The sequence below is a fragment of the Bacillus cereus group sp. MYBK95-2 genome, from assembly GCF_051915225.1.
Taxonomy (GTDB): domain Bacteria; phylum Bacillota; class Bacilli; order Bacillales; family Bacillaceae_G; genus Bacillus_A; species Bacillus_A cereus.
Map to the genome: position 1 here is coordinate 1 of NZ_JBQAEH010000001.1, position 21,361 is coordinate 21,361.

Below are 21,361 nucleotides of genomic sequence, written 5' to 3' on the forward strand. Positions count from 1 at the left end.
AGCTGAAGAAGTTTGCTCTTTCAAAGTAAAGCCAATTAAGACTGCAACTGCAAGATAAGGGAATATACCAAGAAGTTTCTCTCCAAATGTCGGATTAATAATAAAATAATTCCTTTTAGAAGAAGTATTCTTTGGGATTGTAGCAGCAATAGCGATAAATAATAGGAAAACTCTATACAAACACCTTAAAAATATAACTGAACGCTCTGACAAATCATCCTGTAAGTAGAAATACAAGTAGTCCGTAATAGCCAATCCAGTTAATACTAGGATAAAAATAAACAATTTACTTTTTGCATTGAAAATAGCAGGTCGAAAGATTAGTGTAACTCCAAGTAATAGAAGTAATAAATCTATAATTGGAAAAATAAATGAGAGAAAAACATCTCCAATTGATAAGAATAAGATATTTGCAGATGGTTTATTAAATAGGTACCACTCTAATGTAAAAATAGCAGTAACAACAATACATAAATCACAAAGTAAATATGCTTTCTCCCATTTGTTACATTCCATCATGATTTTATAAAAGAACGCAAAGAGAAAGAAAAATAAGAAAAACAGTAGAAATACATCAGAAATATTAAAATTTTGTATTGGTAATTCTACATTAAGTACTTGAAAAGCGGATATGAAATTCCCTATCAAAAAACACCCTATTGCAATAGTAATGCAAACCCAGAATACTCCTAACTTAATTTTTTGGGATAATATAGAATACAGTAATGAGATAAATACAGTAGTTTCAACGACTAAAGATGATAGTCGGATATTAAAATCTGATACGAAATAATGATTCGGAAAAACAAATAAAAATATAAAGCAAAAGCTTATATAAGTTATTAAAGCCAATATCAATACATAAAATTGCACATATACATGTTTACGCAATGGATTCACCTTCTTGATTTTTCTATACTTTTATTAAAAAATGACTTGATGGTGGCACAAGTCCTACTAATTAAAATGTGTGCTACCTATTATCCATATTATGACCTTTTTAAAAGATTTCTTTCTACATACAACAATCTTATTAACTTTTTGTAGATGTTTACAATTATCAATACTGAGGATTCTAAAAAGGATAAGCTGAAAAATGTAATTTTTTAAGTATTTGAGCATCGTAAATTTGGCGGGTACAACTTATCTACTCTTTACATATGAGATAGAATCTACTCCTCTATTGGATTATAGTTGCTATCTGTCACACTTAAAAAGGAATGAAAATATACTATCATTAAAATAGAAATTCAAATTAGTTTACGAAACCAACTGTAACTATTATAGTTACACAAAAAGTTGATGTCAATTTCATATCCTCCCTTTTTAACGGACAAAAGACATGCCCTATTGAACAAAAATGTGATGTTTATAAAAAGGGCGGTAAAGTTTTATCTCCTTACTCAAAGAATTATAAATGATTTAGAATTAGATGAAATTGAAGCCAATATTGCATCTCCCTAAAAAGAATGTTACTCTAAAAATAGAATTATGAAAGGAATGATGGATGAATAATGATTAACTAATTTATATTTTAAGTTGAATTTTATAACTTCAAACTACAAAATATAGGGTTAGTCTATCCATTTTTAAAATTCAGTTCATACTTTATTTGTCATGATTCAAATGATTAATAAGTACTTATTAAGTATAGACGAAAGACTAATCCTTCCGATTACAAATTGGGGGATTTTTTTATTCCCGTTTGTCTTAGTTGAAACTTACTAATTGTTAAATGTACTTCACAAATAAAGGAGCGAGAAAAATGAGTACTTCAGATACTATTGTTACACATGTAATGCTCTATATAAGTCGTTAATATCCATCAAACTTATATAGAGGAATTAAAAAATGGATGGATGTTCCGACTTTATATGAAACGTTTCGATATATAAAGGAGGAATTATTATGTCAATGATAAAGGTCCAAGACTTAACTTTTTCATACCCAGGTAGCTTTGATAATATTTTTGAAAGTGTAAACTTCCAAATAGATACGGATTGGAAGCTAGGATTTATTGGTAGAAACGGACGAGGTAAAACGACATTCTTTAATTTATTGTTAGGGAATTATGAGTATAGCGGGAAAATCCTTGCTTCAGTAGAATTCAATTACTTCCCCTACTCTGTTTCAGATAAGAACAAATTCACTCATGAAATCCTTGAAGAAATTTGTCCCCAAGCCGCAGATTGGGAACTTCTACGTGAGATATCCTATTTAAATGTTGATGCTGAGGTCATGTACAGACCATTTAAAACATTATCAAATGGGGAACAAACAAAAGTGTTGCTTGCTGCACTGTTTTTAAATGCGGGTCAATTTCTATTAATTGATGAACCAACAAATCACTTAGATACAGATGCACGAAAGATAGTCTCCGATTATCTAAGGAAGAAAAAAGGATTTATTTTAATTTCACATGACAGAATCTTTTTAGATGGGTGCGTTGACCATATCCTATCTATTAATAGAGCAAATATTGAAGTTCAAAGTGGTAACTATTCTTCTTGGAAGTTAAATTTTGATAGACAGCAAGAACACGAGAAGGCTACAAATGAGCGTCTACAAAAAGACATAGGGCGATTAAAACAGTCTTCCAAACGTTCAGCAAGTTGGTCTAATGACGTGGAAGCTTCAAAAAATGGAACGAGGAATTCAGGCTCTAAGTTGGATAAGGGGTTTGTAGGACATAAAGCAGCCAAGATGATGAAAAGAGCAAAAAACCTTGAATCAAGGCAACAAAAAGCTATTGAGGAAAAATCAAAATTACTAAAAAATGTGGAAAAAACTGAGTCATTAAAATTGGAACAATTGCAATTTAAATCAAATGAATTGGTTACTTTAGTTGACGTGTCCGTTAAGTACAATAATCAAATTGTGAATGAGCCGATTAGCTTTATAGTTGAACAAGGTGACCGAATTGTACTTGATGGAACGAATGGGAGCGGAAAAAGTAGTATCCTAAAACTAATTCTAGGACATCCGATACAGCATACAGGCTTAGTTACTTTAGGTACAGGACTCATCATTTCCTATGTCCAACAAGATACTTCTCATTTGAAGGGATCGCTATCAGGCTTTATTGAAGAGCACAAGATTGATGAAACCTTATTTAAGTCCATCCTAAGTAAGATGGACTTTGACCGAATTCAATTTGAAAAAGATATATCTCATTATTCTGGTGGACAAAAGAAAAAACTGCTTATCGCTAAAAGTTTATGTGAAAAAGCTCATATATATGGGACGAACCACTAAATTTTATAGATATCTATTCCCGCATGCAGATTGAAGAACTTATTCAACAATTTAATCCCACAATGGTTATTGTTGAGCATGATAAAATATTTCAACAAACAGTTGCAACGAAAACTATATCTATATAGCTCAAAACGAATACTTGAAAATATAATCATTAACTTGAGTCCTTGAATTATAAAAACTTTAATGAATTGATAAAAAAAGCCTAATTTCTCTACAATACATTGAGAAATTAGGCTTTAAATAGTAATAATAGAATTCATAAACACTGAATAATTTACACATTAGGTTTATCTGTTAATGCAGTAACAATCCTGTCCACTAAGTTTTCTGGCATCCATTCATGATTTGTATCATTCGTTTCATTTGGTCCTAAAAAATCAATAAACTTTTTAAACTTTGGAAATAAAACAATAGAAGTGATCCAATGTATTGTATGATTTATGGAGAAGAAATGAAAAACTCCTTGCTTTTCACCCTCCTGTAATATTTCTTTTAACTGTTCAAAATTACCTATAAAATATGGTTGCTATTTTAAATGCCATTCACGCTTAAATATAGGAGTCTTCTTGGCTAAAATGATAAAAATAAGCACATCCTGTTAAAAAACAGATGTGCTTATTTTTTAATTTCTATGCATTTTTACGTTTCAAGAAAATAACTCCACCAACAATTAACAGTAATGCGCCTGCAACCATAGAGATCCAACTTGTAAGATTAGTACCTGTTTGCGGTAACCATCCAATTTTAGATTGAATTTCTTGCTTAGGTTGTGGTTGTTCTTTTACTTGCTCGTTAGGCTGCTCTGGTGTTGGAGTATTTTTATCTGAATTTTGCTGTTCTGGTTTAGGTTGTTCCGGCTTTACCTCTTTAAATTTCACTGTTTGTCCCTTATCTTCAATTTCAGCGTGAATAGCTACTAATATATTATCTTGATACAGTTCTTCAAACACGACTACTTCTTTACCTTGTAATGCAGAAGCATTAAATGTGAAATCTAGTGTGATAGAACCATTCTTCTCTTTAGCAGTAAACTTTGATTCTACTGTTACTTCTTTACCATCAACTAATAATGGCTTGTTTGTTGCTTTATCCATTAGTTTACCTTTTACAACATACTCTTTGCCCGCGATTAAGTCTTTGTATTCCACTTTATCTTGGATTGTTACAGATTTAGAAATATCTAACTCTTTAGAACCATCAGCTTTGTTTGTTGCTGTCGTTTTTACTGATGGCTTAACGAACTTAACTGTTTGACCTTTATCATTGATATCAGCATGTGTCGTAACAACTTTTCCGTCTTTCAATAACTCTTCGAATACTACTACTTCTTTTTCTTCTAAACCAGTTGCATCAAAAGTGAAATCTAGTGTAATAGAACCATTTGCTTCTTTTGGTGTAAACTTCGTTTCAGCAGTTACTTCTTTACCATTTACAACTAATGGTTTATTAGTCTCTTTATTCATTAATTTACCTTTTAAAGTATACTCTTTGCCTACTTGTAGGTCTTTGTATTCCACTTTATCTTGGATTGTTACAGACTTAGACGTGTGCATTTCTTTTGTACCATCTGTTTTATCAGTAGCTTTTGTTTCTATTGAAGGAATCTTTTCATCTTTGACAATGTGTTTAATGATTTGACCATTCTCTTTAATTTCAAAAGAGAACGTTTCTTCATTTAATACATAACCTTTTGGTGCAACAGTTTCTTTATATGTGTATTTTCCAAATGGTAACTTTTCAAATTTAGCGATTCCTTTATCGTCTGTTTTTCCTTTTACTACTTCTTTTCCTGCTTCGTTATAAATCGTAAATTCTGCATTTGGAAGCTTGTTATTTCCATCAGCTACATCTACCTTTGTAATTTCTAGATCACCTTTGATAAGATGATTAACTGCCAATAGCTCAATAATCTTTCCATGTTCCTTTATTTCGAACATAATCGGTTCTTTAACAAGAACGTAACCATTTGGAGAAGCCTTTTCTACAAATGAATATTTACCATACGCTAAATCTTTGACGTTAATCTCACCATTTTTATCTGTCTTATATTCCCCAACTACTTTTCCACTTGCATCTTTTAGCTCGAATGCTGCACCTTCTAATTTTTTACTAATATCTTCATTATCTACTTTTAGTAATTTTACACTACCTTTCACTTCGGTATTTTCCACTGTAAAAGTAAGTGTTTTATTGTGCTCTTTAATTTCAAAAGGATACTTTGTTTTATTTCCAATATATCCATTAGGTGTTTTTGTCTCTAAGAAATAATATTTACCATACGTAAGACCTTCAACGTTTGCAATTCCATTTTCTTTTGTTACTACTTTTTTCACTTCTTTTCCATCTTCAGTGAAGACTGTGAATTCAACATTTGGTAAAATCTTTCCTGAATCACTAAGCTTTTTAATTTCGATGCTACCTTTTACTTTGTTATTTACTATTTGGGCAGCTCCTGTTTCTCCTGTCTTAACTTCAATAGTTTGTGGTTTATCATCTGAAACATAGCCTGTTGGTGCTTTAATTTCTTTTAATGTGTAAGTACCAATTGGTAAGTTGTTTAATTCTGCCATACCATCAGCACCAGTCGTGATTTTTCCGACTGATTCATTATTTACATTAAAGACCTCAAATACTGCACCAGCTAAAACTTCTCCATTTTCTCCAACCTTTTTAATTTTTAAAGAACCAGCTGCTTCCCAATTTACTGCAAGATCACTACTAAGCTTTTCTTCATTTCTCTCTAATAGTACTGTAGCATTCTGAACAGTATCCGTACCACGGTAAGCAATTGCTTGAACTTTAGTTAAATTAGCAGCAACACTTAAATTAAATTCACCCGTTTTTGTATTCTTAGGAATTTGGATACGAAATTTTTCTCCAACTGAAAGCTGATCTTTCACTTCTCCATTTTCACTTACAATTCTAACTCCATTAGGTGCATTTTTCGCTACTACCTTATAAGAACCACTCTTAGCATTTGTTTGTACTGAATATAGATTTGTTTCGAAGAATTCACCCTTTAATTCTGCTTTTTGCTTTTCAGCAGGAATCACATTCATAAAAACATCTTGAGTCTCTTCACTATTATTAGCATTACTAATAATAGCCTTAGCTGCTTTTTCAACATTTTTATTCTCATGTTTTAATTCATTTACATCGAGTTGACCTAATGCATTCCAAACCGCAAGTTGCGTTGCATAATGCGCTTCATTTTTATTAGCTACTCCCAGCTGTTCAGCACTTTTTTGCGGGAAACCATTTAATAAGACTCTATATACTACATTATCTGTTTTCCCCATTTCAGGAAGATCTTCACCATTTGGTGATTTTAATCCAAGGGTTAAGCAATAAGCAATTTGACCACTTGAATTTTTAATCACTTCAGTGCGAATGTACTTACCTAGACTATTACTATAACTCCAGTCCATTGAATATTTCTCATGCGTCATAACCTCTGCACTAGCCCTAGGTAAAAATACATTAAGGAATAATGCCAGTACTGATAATAATGTAAAAACTCTTATAATGACTTTCTTACCCAATTTTGTAACCTCCCTAGAATAAATTAATCCGAGTATATATCGCAATATCTAAAACATTCACGATCGACCCATTTATCATTATAAAACAATAAATTACAAATATTAAATAATTTTAATAAAATAGTCAAAAAATTTACACATTTTATTATTTATCAAGTTTTTTAACGAATTTACTATATACAAATTCTAAAACACGCCTACAATTTAAAAGACAAATATGTATGTTAAATATATAAATAGCAATTCCTTTACTCCAGTTATTAAGCTTTCCCCTATTAAAAATATCTTCTTCATTTTCTTGTTAACCTGAGTAACTTATACACCTCTTCTAATCTATTACACTCCTCCATTTAAATATAAAGGTGACTTCTCGTTCAAAGAATAAAGTGAAACTTTAATCCTCCCGATTCCCATCTAACTTCCTTGCTTTCATTGAATTTTTGGGCGGGAGTCTTACTGCCCCAAAATAGCGGAATATATTATGCAATATTGCATTTGATAATCATTTTCACTGTAACTATAATGATTACAGGGTTACTATTAATCCAATATTCTACATGGAGGTTTTATTATGTTTAAAAAAATTATTGTATCTTCTATGGCGCTTACTATGTTCGGTGGAGCTGCAACTATGCTAGAGGCACCTACTGCTCAAGCAGCTTCTTATAACTCAACGTCATCCTCTTACTTTGATGTCACTCCTGAAGAGGCCGTGGCTTTCTATCAATCTCAAGACTATAAAAAATTAAAAGTATTTTTGGATGACTTTGAAGCAAGAAACCCTTATACTCCAGGTGGAGGCTACGCTCAAGGGAGTGTACGTATGCAAAAATTCAACGATGCTCTTAGAGATGCAAAATTAACAAATGTCTACCAAGAATTTATTAGAATCTCATACTACAATCATTATCCAGAACCAAAATAATAACAACGGATTAAATGTTTATTATTTCTATAACTTAGCCTAATTTTAAATGTATAACCTAAAAATAATTACTAAAACCACTCATATAAGGGTGGTTTTTCTATCTCCCCATATAATTTAGCGGAATGTTACATCATCTTTATTTTAATATGTTTTATAGTAGACATTCTCTAGTTGACACAATCTAGTAGGTTAGCAATGGGAATATCAAAATATATTTATAATTATTTTCTGTTTAATAGCAAAAAACGAACACCCTCTCACAATTAGATAAGGTGCTCGTTTTCATTTTTATCGGTAATTCTCAATTCACTTTAGCTTCTTTCCAATAAGTAAAGATTAAATTAACTTAAAAACAAAGCGTTTTAAATTTAATTCATAGATCTTACTGAAACTTGGAATTGCCCCTTAGAACCATCATCATTTGAAACGTAAATTTTATATGTTCCATTCGGCAATGGAGATAAAGCATTCCGTACATTTGTAACATTAATTTGTTGTTCTCCAGGTTTTATATAACCACCAACAATTAGCTCTGTATTTGGACCTTTTACACTATATCCCATTGTATTTTGACCATTATTTTTCATAGAAAAGCTTAAGTCAGTACTCCCATCATATACGAAAGAAGTTACAGCCTCGCCACTATAATCCATTGTTTGGGTTAATAATAAGTCTGCAGAAACATGTTCAACTACATGAATTGGATCATTCGTTTTGTGTACTTCTTCAGCATAAGTATTATTCCCTAACACACCAAGTGTTAATGCTGAAACTACTCCACAACTAAGCACTAGTTTATTTAACTTCATTTTAAGTTCCCCCTTGATGTTTGTATTCTATTACCATCATACATCCTTTTTTAAGTGCGTTTTTATGTAATAATTCATATCTACAAACCTATATATTTTAACTTTCCGCCTTAATAGTTATTGAGAAAGCCACATAGATAAAGCTACAATATTACACTTCATAAAAAACTTATAAATTTTAAAATCTTTTTCTAACAAAGTTTTATACGAGGAAGTACCAAAATACTCAAATAAATAGCATTTCTATTTCAGATAAAATGTACTAATAAAATTTTTCTAAAATTTCACTTTGTAATTTGATATATTCCATGTTAATATAACGAAGGCTACAAAACAGGAGTCACCACACATATCATTTTCACAGAATATTCATACTTAAAGAACCTTATTTTATCAGTAACTCAATCCCAATTTTACCTATACAAAAGTTAGTTTATAATTTCATATGCACATGAATTTAAATAGATTTTTTATCTATTATTTTTTCTATTTTCCTTATCGATTTTAATACGAGTAATATAACAGCACTTTTCAAGTACCCTTCCTTTTTAGATAAAAAGTCTACTAATACTAAACATCTTTGTCCAACTCATACATAATTCTACTTACAAACTATCGGAGATGCAAAACTATGGGAATTTCTACTCTTTTATTAAATACCTTTATTATAATAATTTGTATCCTTAGCTATCACGTACTCTGGCTAGAGTTTAAAGAAAAAATAACATGTAATAATATGTTATTTTCTATCCTTTCCTCCATTGCTATTATTTTTTGTATGACTTTTCCTTTTCATTTACATGTGGGATTTATTTATGATTTACGTTTTATTCCTATTATATTAGTTTTTCTATATGGAAATACAAAAAACATTGTTTTTATAGGAATTTTATATCTTTCTTACCGGTTTTACTTAGGAGGAAATGGCGTTCTTCCATCATTTATTATCTTCACTATTATTTTGGGTATAACAATGCTCTTTCGTTACTTATTACCTATGTATTTTAAAGAAAAAAAGATATTATTAAGCTTACTTCTTATTTTAGTATGTACAGCTTCACTTTCTATTTGCGGTATTGTAACTCAAATAAATACAGGAGGTAAAATAGACTCTACTCTCATAGAATTTTTATTAAATTATATAGTCATTAATATTTTCACAGTATTATTATCAGTTTATTTTATAGAGGAAATGATTGAGAAATATAAAATGAAAGAAAAACTGCAACGGGCTGAAAAATTTTATATAGCTAGCGAACTAGCAGCGTCAATTGCACACGAAATCCACAACCCACTAACCACGGTACATGGATTCACTCAATTATTAAATGAAAAACATGCCTCTAAGCTATCTCAGGAGCAATACTTAGAAATCATGTTAATTGAAATGCAGCAAATACAATCTACTATTAATAACTATTTATCTTTAACCAAACCACAGAACACCCTAAAAGAGAAAATAGATATTAATCACATTTTAAATCAGGTGAAAGATACTATTTCACCACTCGCTCTGTCATACAAAGTTGAAATCAAACAAAATAGTACAGATTCCTTTTATATAAATGGGGACCCCGAAAAATTCAAACTCTGTCTAAACAACATCATCCAAAACGGAATTGAGGCTATGAAAAATGGTGGATTATTACAAATAAATATACAAAAAGTAAAAGAAAATATCATAATTGATATTATTGATTCAGGAATTGGGATGTCATCTCAACAAATAAAACGAATTGCTTTGCCATTCTATTCAACAACAGAAAAAGGAACTGGGCTTGGTACTATGATTGCTTATAGTATTATTAGAGAATTAAACGGAGATATAGAGATAGAGAGTGAATTAGGTAAAGGGACACGTTTTTCTATTAGTATCCCTTGCTAACGTGATAACAATTTTCTATTTAGTTAATTACATAAAAGGATCAGATCTTATCTATTGTTACAGATATACTCTGATCCTTTAGTTTAATTCAATTAAAAACACTTAATATTTATAACTTTTCTTACATCGTGATGAAATACTAGTTCATCGATTTTATCTCATTTACTGATTAGATTTGTTTAATGTAAATATAATATCTCGCGATACTTAATTTGTTATTATCATTAGGGACATTTCCTGCAGTTGTTTTTTCATTAAAGTACAGACCTTGTGCCATTCATTGAAAAAGACAACTCCCTTTTTACTACTTCACTTCCACCGTATAATTCCCTGTTCCACCACCATACTGATACACATGTAAATAATACTTCCCTGGATACGTGTAGTAACTACCTACTAGTTTATTCCCTTGTTGCTGAGCATACGTAACATAATTATTTAAATCTGCTTCAGAATAAAGTACCCAGTTCATTCCGATATTATTTTCATTCGTTACGTTAATTTGAAGGTTTTTAGCATTCTCCACATTAATTTCAAAGAAGTCACTTGTATCGCCATTTCCTAAACTAGCACGTAAAACTTGATTTAACTGCAGTTTGTTTGCTGTTTGGAATGAGTTATTCGGTTCTTTTTCTACACTGTTATCTTCTTTCTTTTGAACAGTTACAGTCGCTGTAGCAGTATTAGTTGCTCCTTTATCGTCTGTTACTGTTAATTTAGCCGTATACGCTCCTTCTTTTGTATATACGTGAGTTGGATTTTGCTCATTACTTACTGCTCCATCACCAAACTCCCATTTATATGAAATAATTTTCCCATCTTCATCTTTTGATCCGTTGCTTGTAAATGAAATTGCTTCATTTACATTTCCACTATACGGACCGTTTATAACCGCAACTGGTGCTTTATTCTCTGCCCCTTCTTCCGTATCAATACCATGGAACACAACATCATATTCAAATTGTCCTGATGCATTCACGCGATAATTTACGAAGTATGCTGTTACTGTTTTATAGCCTGTCCATTCCTTTACACTTAAACGTTTTAACGTATCATTAACGTTTTGTGTAATTGTTTTCCAATCTTCATATTCTCCTTTTGCTGCAGTTCCTGTATATGTTCCTTGTAGTGTGAATGTATTAAAGAACTGTGATTTATTTTTCTTCACTGATACATTTTTCAATTTTGCTTCCGCTGTTATTTCTGCTGCAATATCTGAAACTGGCTTCGATGCATGATTCGCTAAATAATCGTCTGATACTAATGGCACATTATACTTCTCACGATTATCAACTAGCATTTGCATATAGTCTTGATATTCTTTATTTAAATTCGCATCTTTACTTAATGTAGAGCGATATGCATCATATGCTGTTACATCATTTTTCCTAATAAGATCATGTATTTTATCGAACATATCATATCTCTTATTGTACATATACGATTGTAAAGCAAAGGAATAATTATAGAAATCCCACGTTCCATACTTTGCATTTAACGTTCGCTCTGCCGTATAACGCTCTGCTGGATTTGAAGATAATCCTCCTATAATACTCTTTCTCGGTACAACATTATCCGTTCTCGTTGCCCCTGCAAAAAATTCAGCATTCCCTTCTTCAAACCAAGATAATCTTTCATTTTCATATATTTTCCCTTGTCCCCATAACCCTGGTACTTCATATCTACCTTGTAAATAATGCGTGAACTCGTGTCTGAATAATTCTTCTAAACTATAAATACTTTCTTCTGGCGTACGCTCATAAGTAAAGAACGTACCTGTTCCTTCTATATAAAGACCACCGTTATTCGTTTCATAACCGTACAATTGACGATTAAATTGATATTCTGCTGGGCTATTATAAATAACCATCGTTAGTACATCATCAGGATTTCCTTTTTCTAAAGGTTGATCACTTTCAACCGTACGATGGAATTGTGCCTTCACTTCTTTTGCCGCCCAATATAAACGTTTTACTTTTTCTTCTGTCACTTTATCTCCAGCTTTTAAAACAATTGCCCCATCATCAAACGTATACGTTTTTGGCAAATATTTTTTCTTTCCATCTTCTCTTATTTGATCTAAATTCACCACTTTACCATTTGCATCTTTTCCGCCATAATTCGTTGCGATTTGCTCAGCAGCTACGAAATATTGCTCCCCTAAATACGGATAAATTTTCATCGCATCTGTTACAACTTGTAACCCTTTCGTTCCTGTACTATGGAATGTACCGAGTCTACCTGTATAATAAATGCCATTATTAATAAGCCAACCGTTTTTTGCTGTAATCGTTCCCATTAATGCAAAACGACTTAGTTCATTAATATAACTATCTATTTTCTGATACCATACTGTATCTTTCGGTGCTTTCCTCGTATCGTACAAATACGATTGAATGTCGTAATCAACACCTTGCATAATATCGTAAATAGCATTTCCAGCTGAAAGATTATCTACTAATGTAGAAAAATTATCATTATATTGTTTAAAAATCTTTGCAGCTGATGTTATCGTTTCCACATCACTCGAAGCGTTTCCTATTAACTTTCCGTATGATGATACCACTCTATTTTGCTCTAATGTACCCAGCTTGAAATTTGAATTGTTAGCTATCGCTTTTAATGCAGGTAAGCATTTATCATGATAACTCCGTTCATTTAATTTACTAAGTTCCGAATTATAAAATCCTAAATAAAATCCTGAACGCAATACCTCCACTAATGTCTCAATCCCTTTTGAATCATCGTTCGTATAGGCTTGTCCTTGCTGCTTCAATTTATCAATAATCGCCTGCATCCTACTATCATTTTGATAGAATGCTAGACTGTCTGTATTAAACTGAAATAGCCCCGTAATTTGCTCCCAATCAATTGTTACAAGTAAATCTACTAACTGCTGATTGCTTAATTGATTTAATTCAGCAATTGTATAAGTTTTCGCTACAGCTAATTGCTTACTTTCTTTTTTCACCTCAGGTGGTCTTTGTGATAAATCGGCAAATTGTAGCCTTTTCTCAAAAGACTTGCTTTCGAGCACTTTCGATGAATGAGCTAATTCTTGTACTGGTAGTTGTACACCGACTGGCTCCATTTTGAGCACATTTCGATAAGAAACTTGCTCTCCCTTAGTATCTTCTGCCAAACTGCCCCCTTGAAAACTCCCTAACATTAAACTAGCAAAACTTACCCCTACTAACATTTTCTTTGAATAGCTTTTCATGCTCTCCCCTACCTTACATTTTTAGTGTCCCGCTCCATTATTTTACTATTTTTACTTTTTGTCCTGTATTGAGAAAAAATAAGGTAACGTTCACACATATATTCATTTCATGTAAAATTAACGCTTGACTTTCCGTGCATTTTAGATCAAAAAAAGATAGATAATAGCAAAATTTCTGCTACATCTATCCTCGTTTTCAACACTATGATTTTAACTTTATAAACGTAACTTCCGGTAATGTTTGCATATGCTGAATAAACTCATTCTTTTCTTCTGACGATATATTTTTCAGCTGCATTCCTACCTTATAAACAGTTTCTGTACCTTGCTGTGAAGCTTCCACCTCATATGAGAGTATTGGGATGCCTTTCACTTGTAGTGTTTCTAATATTTGTTGTATCGCTTCATGTTTATTTACAAACATTTGCACTGTTATATTTTGTGGAAATAGAAATTGCACCTTAAAAATACGACTTACAATTTCTAAACCAATTAAAACGAGAATCGTCGCTCCAATGCCTACTACATACATTCCCGCTCCAATTGCTAATCCTATACCGGCAGTAGCCCATAAACCAGCCGCGGTCGTTAATCCTTTCACCGCCTGCTTTTGAATAATAATTGTGCCTGCACCTAAAAAACCAACTCCACTAACGACTTGTGCTGCAATCCGACTTGGGTCTAGAGACGTATGCTCTTCATACACAATATCTGAAAAGGCATATTTCGAAACAACCATTATTAACGCACTTCCTACCGCTACGAGGAAATGAGTCTTTAATCCAGCTTCTTTCGATCGAATTTCTCTTTCAATACCAATCATTGCTCCTAACAAGCCAGCAACACCGATTCGTATAATAAAATCAAAATCTACACTCACGGGCACTTCCCCCTTTCATTCATTATAGATAGATAAAACAAAAATTATCACAAACATCCATTTATCACCATGAAAGAATACCACTAAAATACACTTAATACTCCGACTGTTTTATGTTAATATTTTAAATATTAACATAAAATAAATAACTCCTGATTTTAAACCTTCACTAATTTTCTAAAAAACCAAAGGTGGATTGCATGAAATTAGGTTGAGAAATTTTAGAAAACGCTTTCATTTTGTTTCATAATTTTTTATAAAAAATACATAAATAAAGGAGCTTACTAACAATGAACGTCTCGTTACTTACACCTACTACTGATTTACAAGAAGAATACTTAGATTTCTATAACGAATGGAAAGATAGCGGTGAAACAATGATCCCGTGGGTTATCTCAAAAAATCCTGCCAACTTCCCAGCTATGGTTCAAGAACTTCTCGATGCGCATAACGGAATAAATATCCCTGAAACTTGGGTACCAGACTCTACATATTGGCTTGTTACAGATGAAAATAAAATTGTGGGAGCTGTTAATATACGTCATAGTTTAACCGAACATTTATTTAACGCTGGCGGTCATATTGGTTATGGCATTCGCCCTTCTGAAAGAAGAAAAGGTTATGCTACGAAGTTACTAGCATTATCATTAGAAAAAACGAAGGAATTAGACATCACGAAAGTACTTGTCGTTTGCGACGCAGTGAATACCGCTTCTGAAAAAACGATTTTACATAACGGCGGGCTTCGTGATGATGATTTCACTGAGGAAGATGGGAATGTAGTAAGAAGATATTGGATTGAGCTATGAATGATCACAAATAAGCGAGAAAGTGATTATACACTTTCTCGCTTATTTTACACTGCTTCTATTTCAAACTGCACTGTAATACCACTTGGATCTACCACCACAAACCCATTTGTAGTTTCATTTATTTCATGTTGTTTTTCTATTAATCTTTCTTTCACTTCATCTAACGCTTCTTTATAAGGTAGTACAATCGTATACACCTTTAGCCCAGTTGCATGTACTGGTGGGTGTGGATTGTTTACTCCGTTCCACGTATTTGCACCAATATGGTGATGATATCCCCCTGCTGAAATAAATAAGCAATCCTCTTCACGCTGTTGTACTTCAAAACCTACTGTTTCCACATAAAATTCATGTGATTTCTCTACATCAGCTATTCGTAAATGTACGTGCCCAACGACAGTATTAGCAGGCAAACCATCAAACTCATAATCAACGAATGTTGCCAATTCTTTTAAATCAAGTGGTGTACTTCCTCCTGGCCCTTCTCCCCATCGATCGCGCGGACGGTCTACATAAATTTCAATACCATTCCCCTCTAAATCTTGCAAATAAAAAGCTTCGCTATATGTATGATCACTTGCACTATTAAACCTTGAAATTGGTAAAATTTCATTTGAATATGTATAACGCCCTTCTTGCTCAGCCGGGCTGTCAATTACATTCTTATTACGAAGAACCCCAAATAGCGCAGAAGCAAAAGCTTCACGAGTCGGAACTAAAAAGGCTACATGATATATACCAGTCGTACGCGGTTCTTGCAGTACCCCGTCCTCTAACTTTTCAAGAACAAGTAACGCATTCTTTCCACCTTTTCCAGATAAATATGCTTTATTCCCCTCTTGCTTAATTACCTCTAATCCTACAACATTCTCATAAAAAGCAATTTGACGCTCTAAATCTTTCACTTTAAATTCAACATGACCAATACGTGTTTTCGGATGAATTTTTACCATGAATAACTTCATCTCCTTATCCCTATATTTTCCCATTACATATAACCGTTACTATGAAGGATACAACTAAAATCATCCTATGTAAATAAGAAAAGTCAGAATTTACATACATTTTTATTTTCATAATAAAAAGCCACCTTTTCTAACTTTTAGAAAAGGTGGCTTTTTAACTCTTATCTCATTTTATGTACTTCAGCAACTAGCTTTCCACCCTGAATGCCCATATAAAGCTTCACAGGTGCATCATTCGTATTTTCAAATACTAAATCTAAGTATGGATATGCAATTGTAGCATCTCTTCCTTGTGGAACATAACCTACCGTTTTAGAATGTGTAGTTCTCTCCACCATTTTCAGACCAGCTTGATCTGCTGCATTGTATAAAGTTGAAGATGTTTGACAAACACCACCGCCATATCCATCTACTAATTTACCATCAACTATTTCTTTCCCTAATTGATATCCTTTATCTGGTGTTGTATCACCGATTAATGAATTAAAAGAGAAACGGTCTCCTTTTGCTAACACAACTCCATTTATGCTCGCTGCCGACAAACGAATATTCTCAATACGGCCACCTGTTGAACCACCTAAGTTCGTTTCATATCTACCAATTACCGTACCATTTCCTTGCGCATCACTTAATGTTGCGACTGGTTTTTTCTCCACGATCGGCAACTGATACGTAGCATCCCACATACCAACATTTAACAATTTATCTACTAATTCTTTTTCCATTAATTCATAAGAAGGTTTTCCTTCTTGCCAACTTCCATCAGGTGCTATACGTGAAGGAACCATTTTTTTGTCGACGCTTTTTCCAACCTCACCAACAACCTTTGTTACAGACTTTTTAAATTTCGCGTCATCTTCAAAATAGCCTAAACTAGATAAATCTAATTTTTTCACTTCAGTACCAGTTCGACCATCAACTAAACTAATAGTATCCTGCACTTCTGCTTTAGCCTCTACAGTATGCCCACCAATATCACTTACCAATGCAACATCACTTACTTTTGCACCACAGCCACTCATTATAGCTACACATAACACCCCAACCAATATACCCTTTACTTTACGGAACAATATACTCTCTCCCTTTCCCCAACATCACTATTATGTATTTATTTCATTTTCATGTATGTTTTGTTACAATCATTTTACAATATGTTTATAAAATGTTACAAGTTATTTTTCACTCTATATAAATTACTCTTTTCTTTTATAAATGTCTATACATATTTACATAAAAGTTTGAGTTTGATAGAATTGTAACTTTTATGTAAACTCTCTCTTTTATCCAGTATATACCATTAAGCAAAAGAAATACAAATCAAAAACCCTCAAGCTATTTTTTATAAAGTGAAACTGTAATCAGTGGGGGTTTTACGGGCATCCCGACCTTCTTTGTTTCTGCTGAATTTTGACATGGGGGTCTTATTGCCCAGCAAATAGCGGGATAAAGAGAAATCCCGTCAACATAAATAGGTATTTGCCGTGCCACCACTCCGCTTTTGCACATACATTATGGTGAATTCAACCTATTTTAAAGAAATGGAGGATGTTATTATGTATCCCTACAATCCATATGATCCATATAATCAATATGCGTACCAACAACCACAGTATGACTTACAAACACAATATCAATCTTATATAGATCAAGCAGAGCACACGAATCCATATGACCAAAATAGACAATTCCAACTTCCAATCTCTTTTCCTGGCACTGGAAATCGTCAATTAGAAAGACGCGTAAATGAGCTTGAACAAAGAGTTCGTCAACTAGAAAATACAGTTGAGCGCCATACACGTAGACTAAACCGCTTAAACCAACGTTTACGCACAGTAGAAAACAGACTAAACATTCCATTCGCAGCATTAGAAGACGGATTTTAATCGAGAAAATAAAGATTATATAAAGGAAGGGGCTTCCCCTTCCTTATATAAATTGACGAAAGTTTTTTCCATCTCTATACTGATAAGAGTTAATGAAATGAAACAAGGTGATAAATATGGATTTTGAAATAAATTATCTTTCCTTTTATGTTGTACAAGTAGAAGGAAAAGGTGAAGCAGTTGATAAACGCTACAAACATTTTCAAACTTTAGACGCTGAAGAATATGAAGATAGTTCCTTAAAAGAATTTTTGAATGGTGAGTTATTAAAAATATCGAAGCGAAAAGTAGAACGTCATGCAAAAACAGAACAAGCCCCAACAAAAATTGGTCGCTTTATTGTAGAAGAAGGGCACGAACTTGATTCAAACCCTCATTACAACCTTTTTAATCGTATTCGCTTTGCAGAAACAAAAGAAAACTTTAAAGATATGAGCGAACCTCTCGTTTATACATATCTTGACACAAGCGCTGTACGTGGTGGTGTATTTTTAATTGCTCAGGCAAAACTACGCAAATACTTTGATGATCCATTCGTATTCGTAATGAAATGCGACTTTGAACCAAAGGTTGCTTCTATTTCTGATGAATCAACACTGATTCGTAACGTTGAAATGGCCATCACAACAAAGAATATGAAATCTATCCAATATCCGTACATGCCTGAAGAAGGTATGGTTGAAGTAGGCGAACTAAAAATACACCAAGCATCACATGCCCGCTACTTTGAAGACTTCTTAAAATTCGTCGAATACGAACGCTCTATGCCTGAAATTATGAAAACACAAGTAATGGACATGGTATACGACCAAATTGAAGATGTATTTGAAGAAGGTACGGAAGAACGCGAACAATTCGACCAAGCGATGGAAGTATGGGCTGCCAGTCCGAAACGCGAAATTATGGAACAATTTTCAACCGAAGAAGTAATGGAAGCAACTGCTCAAATCGTCGAGCATGCTCCTGAAGTCGAATTAAAACTAAAAGCAGATCATATCTCTGTGAAGGCCCTGCTTGCTGATTTCGGGGATCAAATACATATTGCGAAGGTAAATGATCGATATGTACTTATGATTGAAGCAGACACACTTACATTTGAAAAAGGCTTCTCTCCTATTGAGTTTCTGAAGCCAGATGAGCTGCAAGATGTGATTGAGCGGATTGAGAATAAGCAGCAGTATTCGTTTGATCCGAGCGGTATTGAATAAAGTGAAACTTTAATCAGTGGGGTTTTGTTCATCCCCCACTAATTATTAACCCTCACCAATCGGGCTTTTACGGGATAAATACTTCCATATAACTGTTGTTACTGGGCGCTTATAATAAGCGCTCTTTTGTTTATATTAAAAACCGATTCTACTAAGAATCGATTTTTCTGCTTTATAATAAAACATGTTTATTTTCAAATTTTTTTGATGCAAGATGACATTTGTTGCAGAATCAAATACATCCCTTCCTTGTTATACAAGCTTATTTCCATTAGAAATATCTACTTCAATATTTCTATTTGACCAAGTCCTTCTATAAGTTGTTAAGATGCAAATTTCACTTTACTACCTCAAATTTATTGTACTCGTAAAAAGATAATTGAAAACGATATTCCGGATGTTCTCTCACCCAATCGTAGGCTTCTTCTAAAATTTCCATTTTGTTTTGCAAGTCATTAAGTTCACTACATTCGTCCCTTTTCTGTTTGCACAGAGGGCAGAATCCATTCACTATTTCCGCACTCGTCGCCCTAATAGTTTTACTTTCTAAATCAACTACTAGACGAAGAATAACAGAATGCTCTTCTTTTGTAGTCACCTTCATTTCAGCAATCCGATCCTCATTCCAAAAGACACCGTTTAATTCCATCTTTACTGTGACATCTTTAATATCCAAGTCTACCACTATCACACCTCCCTTGTACAAAGCTCAATCTTACTCTTCTATTTTAAACTTTAATACACCACAACTTAAAGAGATATTAAGTTTTTTCCAATTCTTCTTTACTATGAAAGAAAGTGTAGTTAATGCTAATTGTGTGGTAAATATTATCCCAAAAACTAAAACAGTTAAAATGTTAAAGATTGTTTCCATTAAACTACAATCTTTTCTTTATATATATATTTATTTTATTAATACGGTTTAAAGCTCTTATTACGTCTTAACACTCCCAAAGCAATTATAATGCACAATCACAACAACAAGTTGATGCCTATTTAATATCAATACGCTGTTATTACATGTATGTAGTTAGAGGCGGAGGAGAAATTCATTTAACCTCTGTATTCTCCTCCATCTCAGCCAAATACCTAATCTGCCGTTCCGCTTTTCTCACTGCTGTACGAAAATGTTTTTTCAGGAGTTCTACTGTATTTTCACTTATATAATATCTTTCCGTTATACTTTCCCACGTGTCACTACTTTCAAATGTACTCCATTCAAAAGGGCGTTCTGTATTTTTCTTTAGTTCTTTAAATACCCATTTTCGCATCTTTTTTTTTGCTTTTTCTGTTAGTTTTCCGTTTTTTACAAGTTCAAGTTCACCATGTCTTTTGTATCGCTTATTAATATCTCTCTCGCTATATACTTTAAGAAGTATATTTGCTGTATTTTCAGCATCTGCTAAAGCACGGTGCTGTTTTCCTTCCCACGTTAAAGCGAGCTGTTCTACCGCAAAGTGTAAACTTGGCGTATGTTCAAACAATTCCTCATATGCTTGGAAAACAAATTTTTGCAAATCAATTCTATTTTCTTTTTCTATACTTGGGCATTCAACACCATATAATGTACAATCATGAGATAGAAAGCGATAATCTTCTTTTCCCCATGAAACAAATATAGAACCTTCGCCGATGAACTGAATAAATTTCTCTATAATTTGAGGGAATTTTTCTACACCCATTAAATCTTTTTTCGTAATACCGGTTAATTTTGTTGTATGACGAGTTAATCGTGCACTTGGTTTTACTAACTCCGAAAATTCTTCAATTATCTTCATTGTACCTATTTCTATTTTTACAGCTCCGATATCAACTATTTCTGATGGATCTTCTGATTTATACGGTCTGAAATTCCTTTCAATATCAAACACAATGAAATGTGTAGCGTTTTTCAATTTATTTACCTCTTTCTAAATTCCTTTTCACACAAACACTTTATTTTCAGTATTTATTTATTCATGTACT

13 protein-coding genes and 3 pseudogenes are annotated in these 21,361 nt (G+C 32.8%); 6 read left to right on the plus strand and 10 right to left on the minus strand.

The annotated features are described in order from the left end of the window. A pseudogene (locus ACTFN4_RS00005) lies at nucleotides 1-891 on the minus strand (GGDEF domain-containing protein); the annotation flags it as partial. A 1,017-nt stretch (nucleotides 892-1,908) separates the two neighbouring features. Between ACTFN4_RS00005 and ACTFN4_RS00010 the strand changes: the two are divergent. Next, a pseudogene (locus ACTFN4_RS00010) lies at nucleotides 1,909-3,383 on the plus strand (Lsa family ABC-F type ribosomal protection protein). A gap of 152 nt (nucleotides 3,384-3,535) precedes the next feature. Here ACTFN4_RS00010 and ACTFN4_RS00015 read toward each other — a convergent pair. After that, nucleotides 3,536-3,787: pseudogene (locus ACTFN4_RS00015) on the minus strand (TetR/AcrR family transcriptional regulator); the annotation flags it as partial. Between the two features lie 103 nt (nucleotides 3,788-3,890). Continuing rightward, nucleotides 3,891-6,803, minus strand: coding sequence for a SpaA isopeptide-forming pilin-related protein (locus tag ACTFN4_RS00020; protein WP_439962006.1), 2,913 nt, complete (start codon nucleotides 6,801-6,803; stop codon nucleotides 3,891-3,893). Between the two features lie 571 nt (nucleotides 6,804-7,374). On the opposite strand from ACTFN4_RS00020, the gene ACTFN4_RS00025 reads away from it, so the two are divergent. Beyond that, on the plus strand, nucleotides 7,375-7,728 hold the full coding sequence (locus tag ACTFN4_RS00025) for a hypothetical protein (RefSeq protein WP_000473483.1): 354 nt from the start codon (nucleotides 7,375-7,377) through the stop codon (nucleotides 7,726-7,728). A 371-nt stretch (nucleotides 7,729-8,099) separates the two neighbouring features. Here the strand turns inward: ACTFN4_RS00025 and ACTFN4_RS00030 are convergent, their stop codons facing one another. Next, nucleotides 8,100-8,540 (minus strand): hypothetical protein, encoded by a 441-nt coding sequence (locus ACTFN4_RS00030; protein WP_000773522.1) that lies wholly within the window; start codon nucleotides 8,538-8,540, stop codon nucleotides 8,100-8,102. A 631-nt stretch (nucleotides 8,541-9,171) separates the two neighbouring features. Here ACTFN4_RS00030 and ACTFN4_RS00035 point away from each other — a divergent pair. Beyond that, a complete protein-coding gene (locus ACTFN4_RS00035; RefSeq protein WP_000513034.1) occupies nucleotides 9,172-10,425 on the plus strand; it encodes a sensor histidine kinase in 1,254 nt (417 codons plus the stop codon). A 304-nt stretch (nucleotides 10,426-10,729) separates the two neighbouring features. On the opposite strand, the gene colA is transcribed toward ACTFN4_RS00035, so the two are convergent. Both colA and ACTFN4_RS00045 read right to left on the minus strand, forming a co-directional pair. Beyond that, nucleotides 10,730-13,645, minus strand: coding sequence for a collagenase ColA (colA, locus tag ACTFN4_RS00040; RefSeq protein ID WP_439962007.1), 2,916 nt, complete (start codon nucleotides 13,643-13,645; stop codon nucleotides 10,730-10,732). Nucleotides 13,646-13,847: 202 nt separating this feature from the next. Next, nucleotides 13,848-14,525: an MgtC/SapB family protein gene (locus tag ACTFN4_RS00045; RefSeq protein WP_000109728.1), complete on the minus strand. Its 678-nt coding sequence runs from the start codon at nucleotides 14,523-14,525 to the stop codon at nucleotides 13,848-13,850. 290 nt (nucleotides 14,526-14,815) lie between these two features. Between ACTFN4_RS00045 and ACTFN4_RS00050 the strand changes: the two genes are divergently transcribed. Continuing rightward, nucleotides 14,816-15,334, plus strand: a complete 519-nt coding sequence (locus ACTFN4_RS00050) for a GNAT family N-acetyltransferase (RefSeq protein ID WP_001103118.1) — start codon at nucleotides 14,816-14,818, stop codon at nucleotides 15,332-15,334. Between the two features lie 47 nt (nucleotides 15,335-15,381). Here the strand turns inward: ACTFN4_RS00050 and ACTFN4_RS00055 are convergent, their stop codons facing one another. Then, nucleotides 15,382-16,326: a VOC family protein gene (locus ACTFN4_RS00055; RefSeq protein WP_130055527.1), complete on the minus strand. Its 945-nt coding sequence runs from the start codon at nucleotides 16,324-16,326 to the stop codon at nucleotides 15,382-15,384. Between the two features lie 137 nt (nucleotides 16,327-16,463). After that, entirely contained in the window at nucleotides 16,464-17,375 is a 912-nt protein-coding gene (locus ACTFN4_RS00060; protein ID WP_227899771.1) for a VanW family protein, read from the minus strand. 483 nt (nucleotides 17,376-17,858) lie between these two features. On the opposite strand from ACTFN4_RS00060, the gene ACTFN4_RS00065 reads away from it, so the two are divergent. Then, nucleotides 17,859-18,188: a hypothetical protein gene (locus tag ACTFN4_RS00065; protein ID WP_000283715.1), complete on the plus strand. Its 330-nt coding sequence runs from the start codon at nucleotides 17,859-17,861 to the stop codon at nucleotides 18,186-18,188. 116 nt (nucleotides 18,189-18,304) lie between these two features. Then, a complete protein-coding gene (locus tag ACTFN4_RS00070) occupies nucleotides 18,305-19,396 on the plus strand; it encodes a DUF3900 domain-containing protein (protein ID WP_000345046.1) in 1,092 nt (363 codons plus the stop codon). A 337-nt stretch (nucleotides 19,397-19,733) separates the two neighbouring features. Here ACTFN4_RS00070 and ACTFN4_RS00075 read toward each other — a convergent pair whose 3' ends face one another. Together ACTFN4_RS00075 and ACTFN4_RS00080 are read right to left on the minus strand one after the other, a co-directional pair. Then, nucleotides 19,734-20,081: a hypothetical protein gene (locus tag ACTFN4_RS00075; protein ID WP_000227983.1), complete on the minus strand. Its 348-nt coding sequence runs from the start codon at nucleotides 20,079-20,081 to the stop codon at nucleotides 19,734-19,736. 364 nt (nucleotides 20,082-20,445) lie between these two features. Next, entirely contained in the window at nucleotides 20,446-21,291 is an 846-nt protein-coding gene (locus ACTFN4_RS00080) for an exonuclease (RefSeq protein WP_000786414.1), read from the minus strand. Nucleotides 21,292-21,361 lie beyond the last annotated feature (70 nt).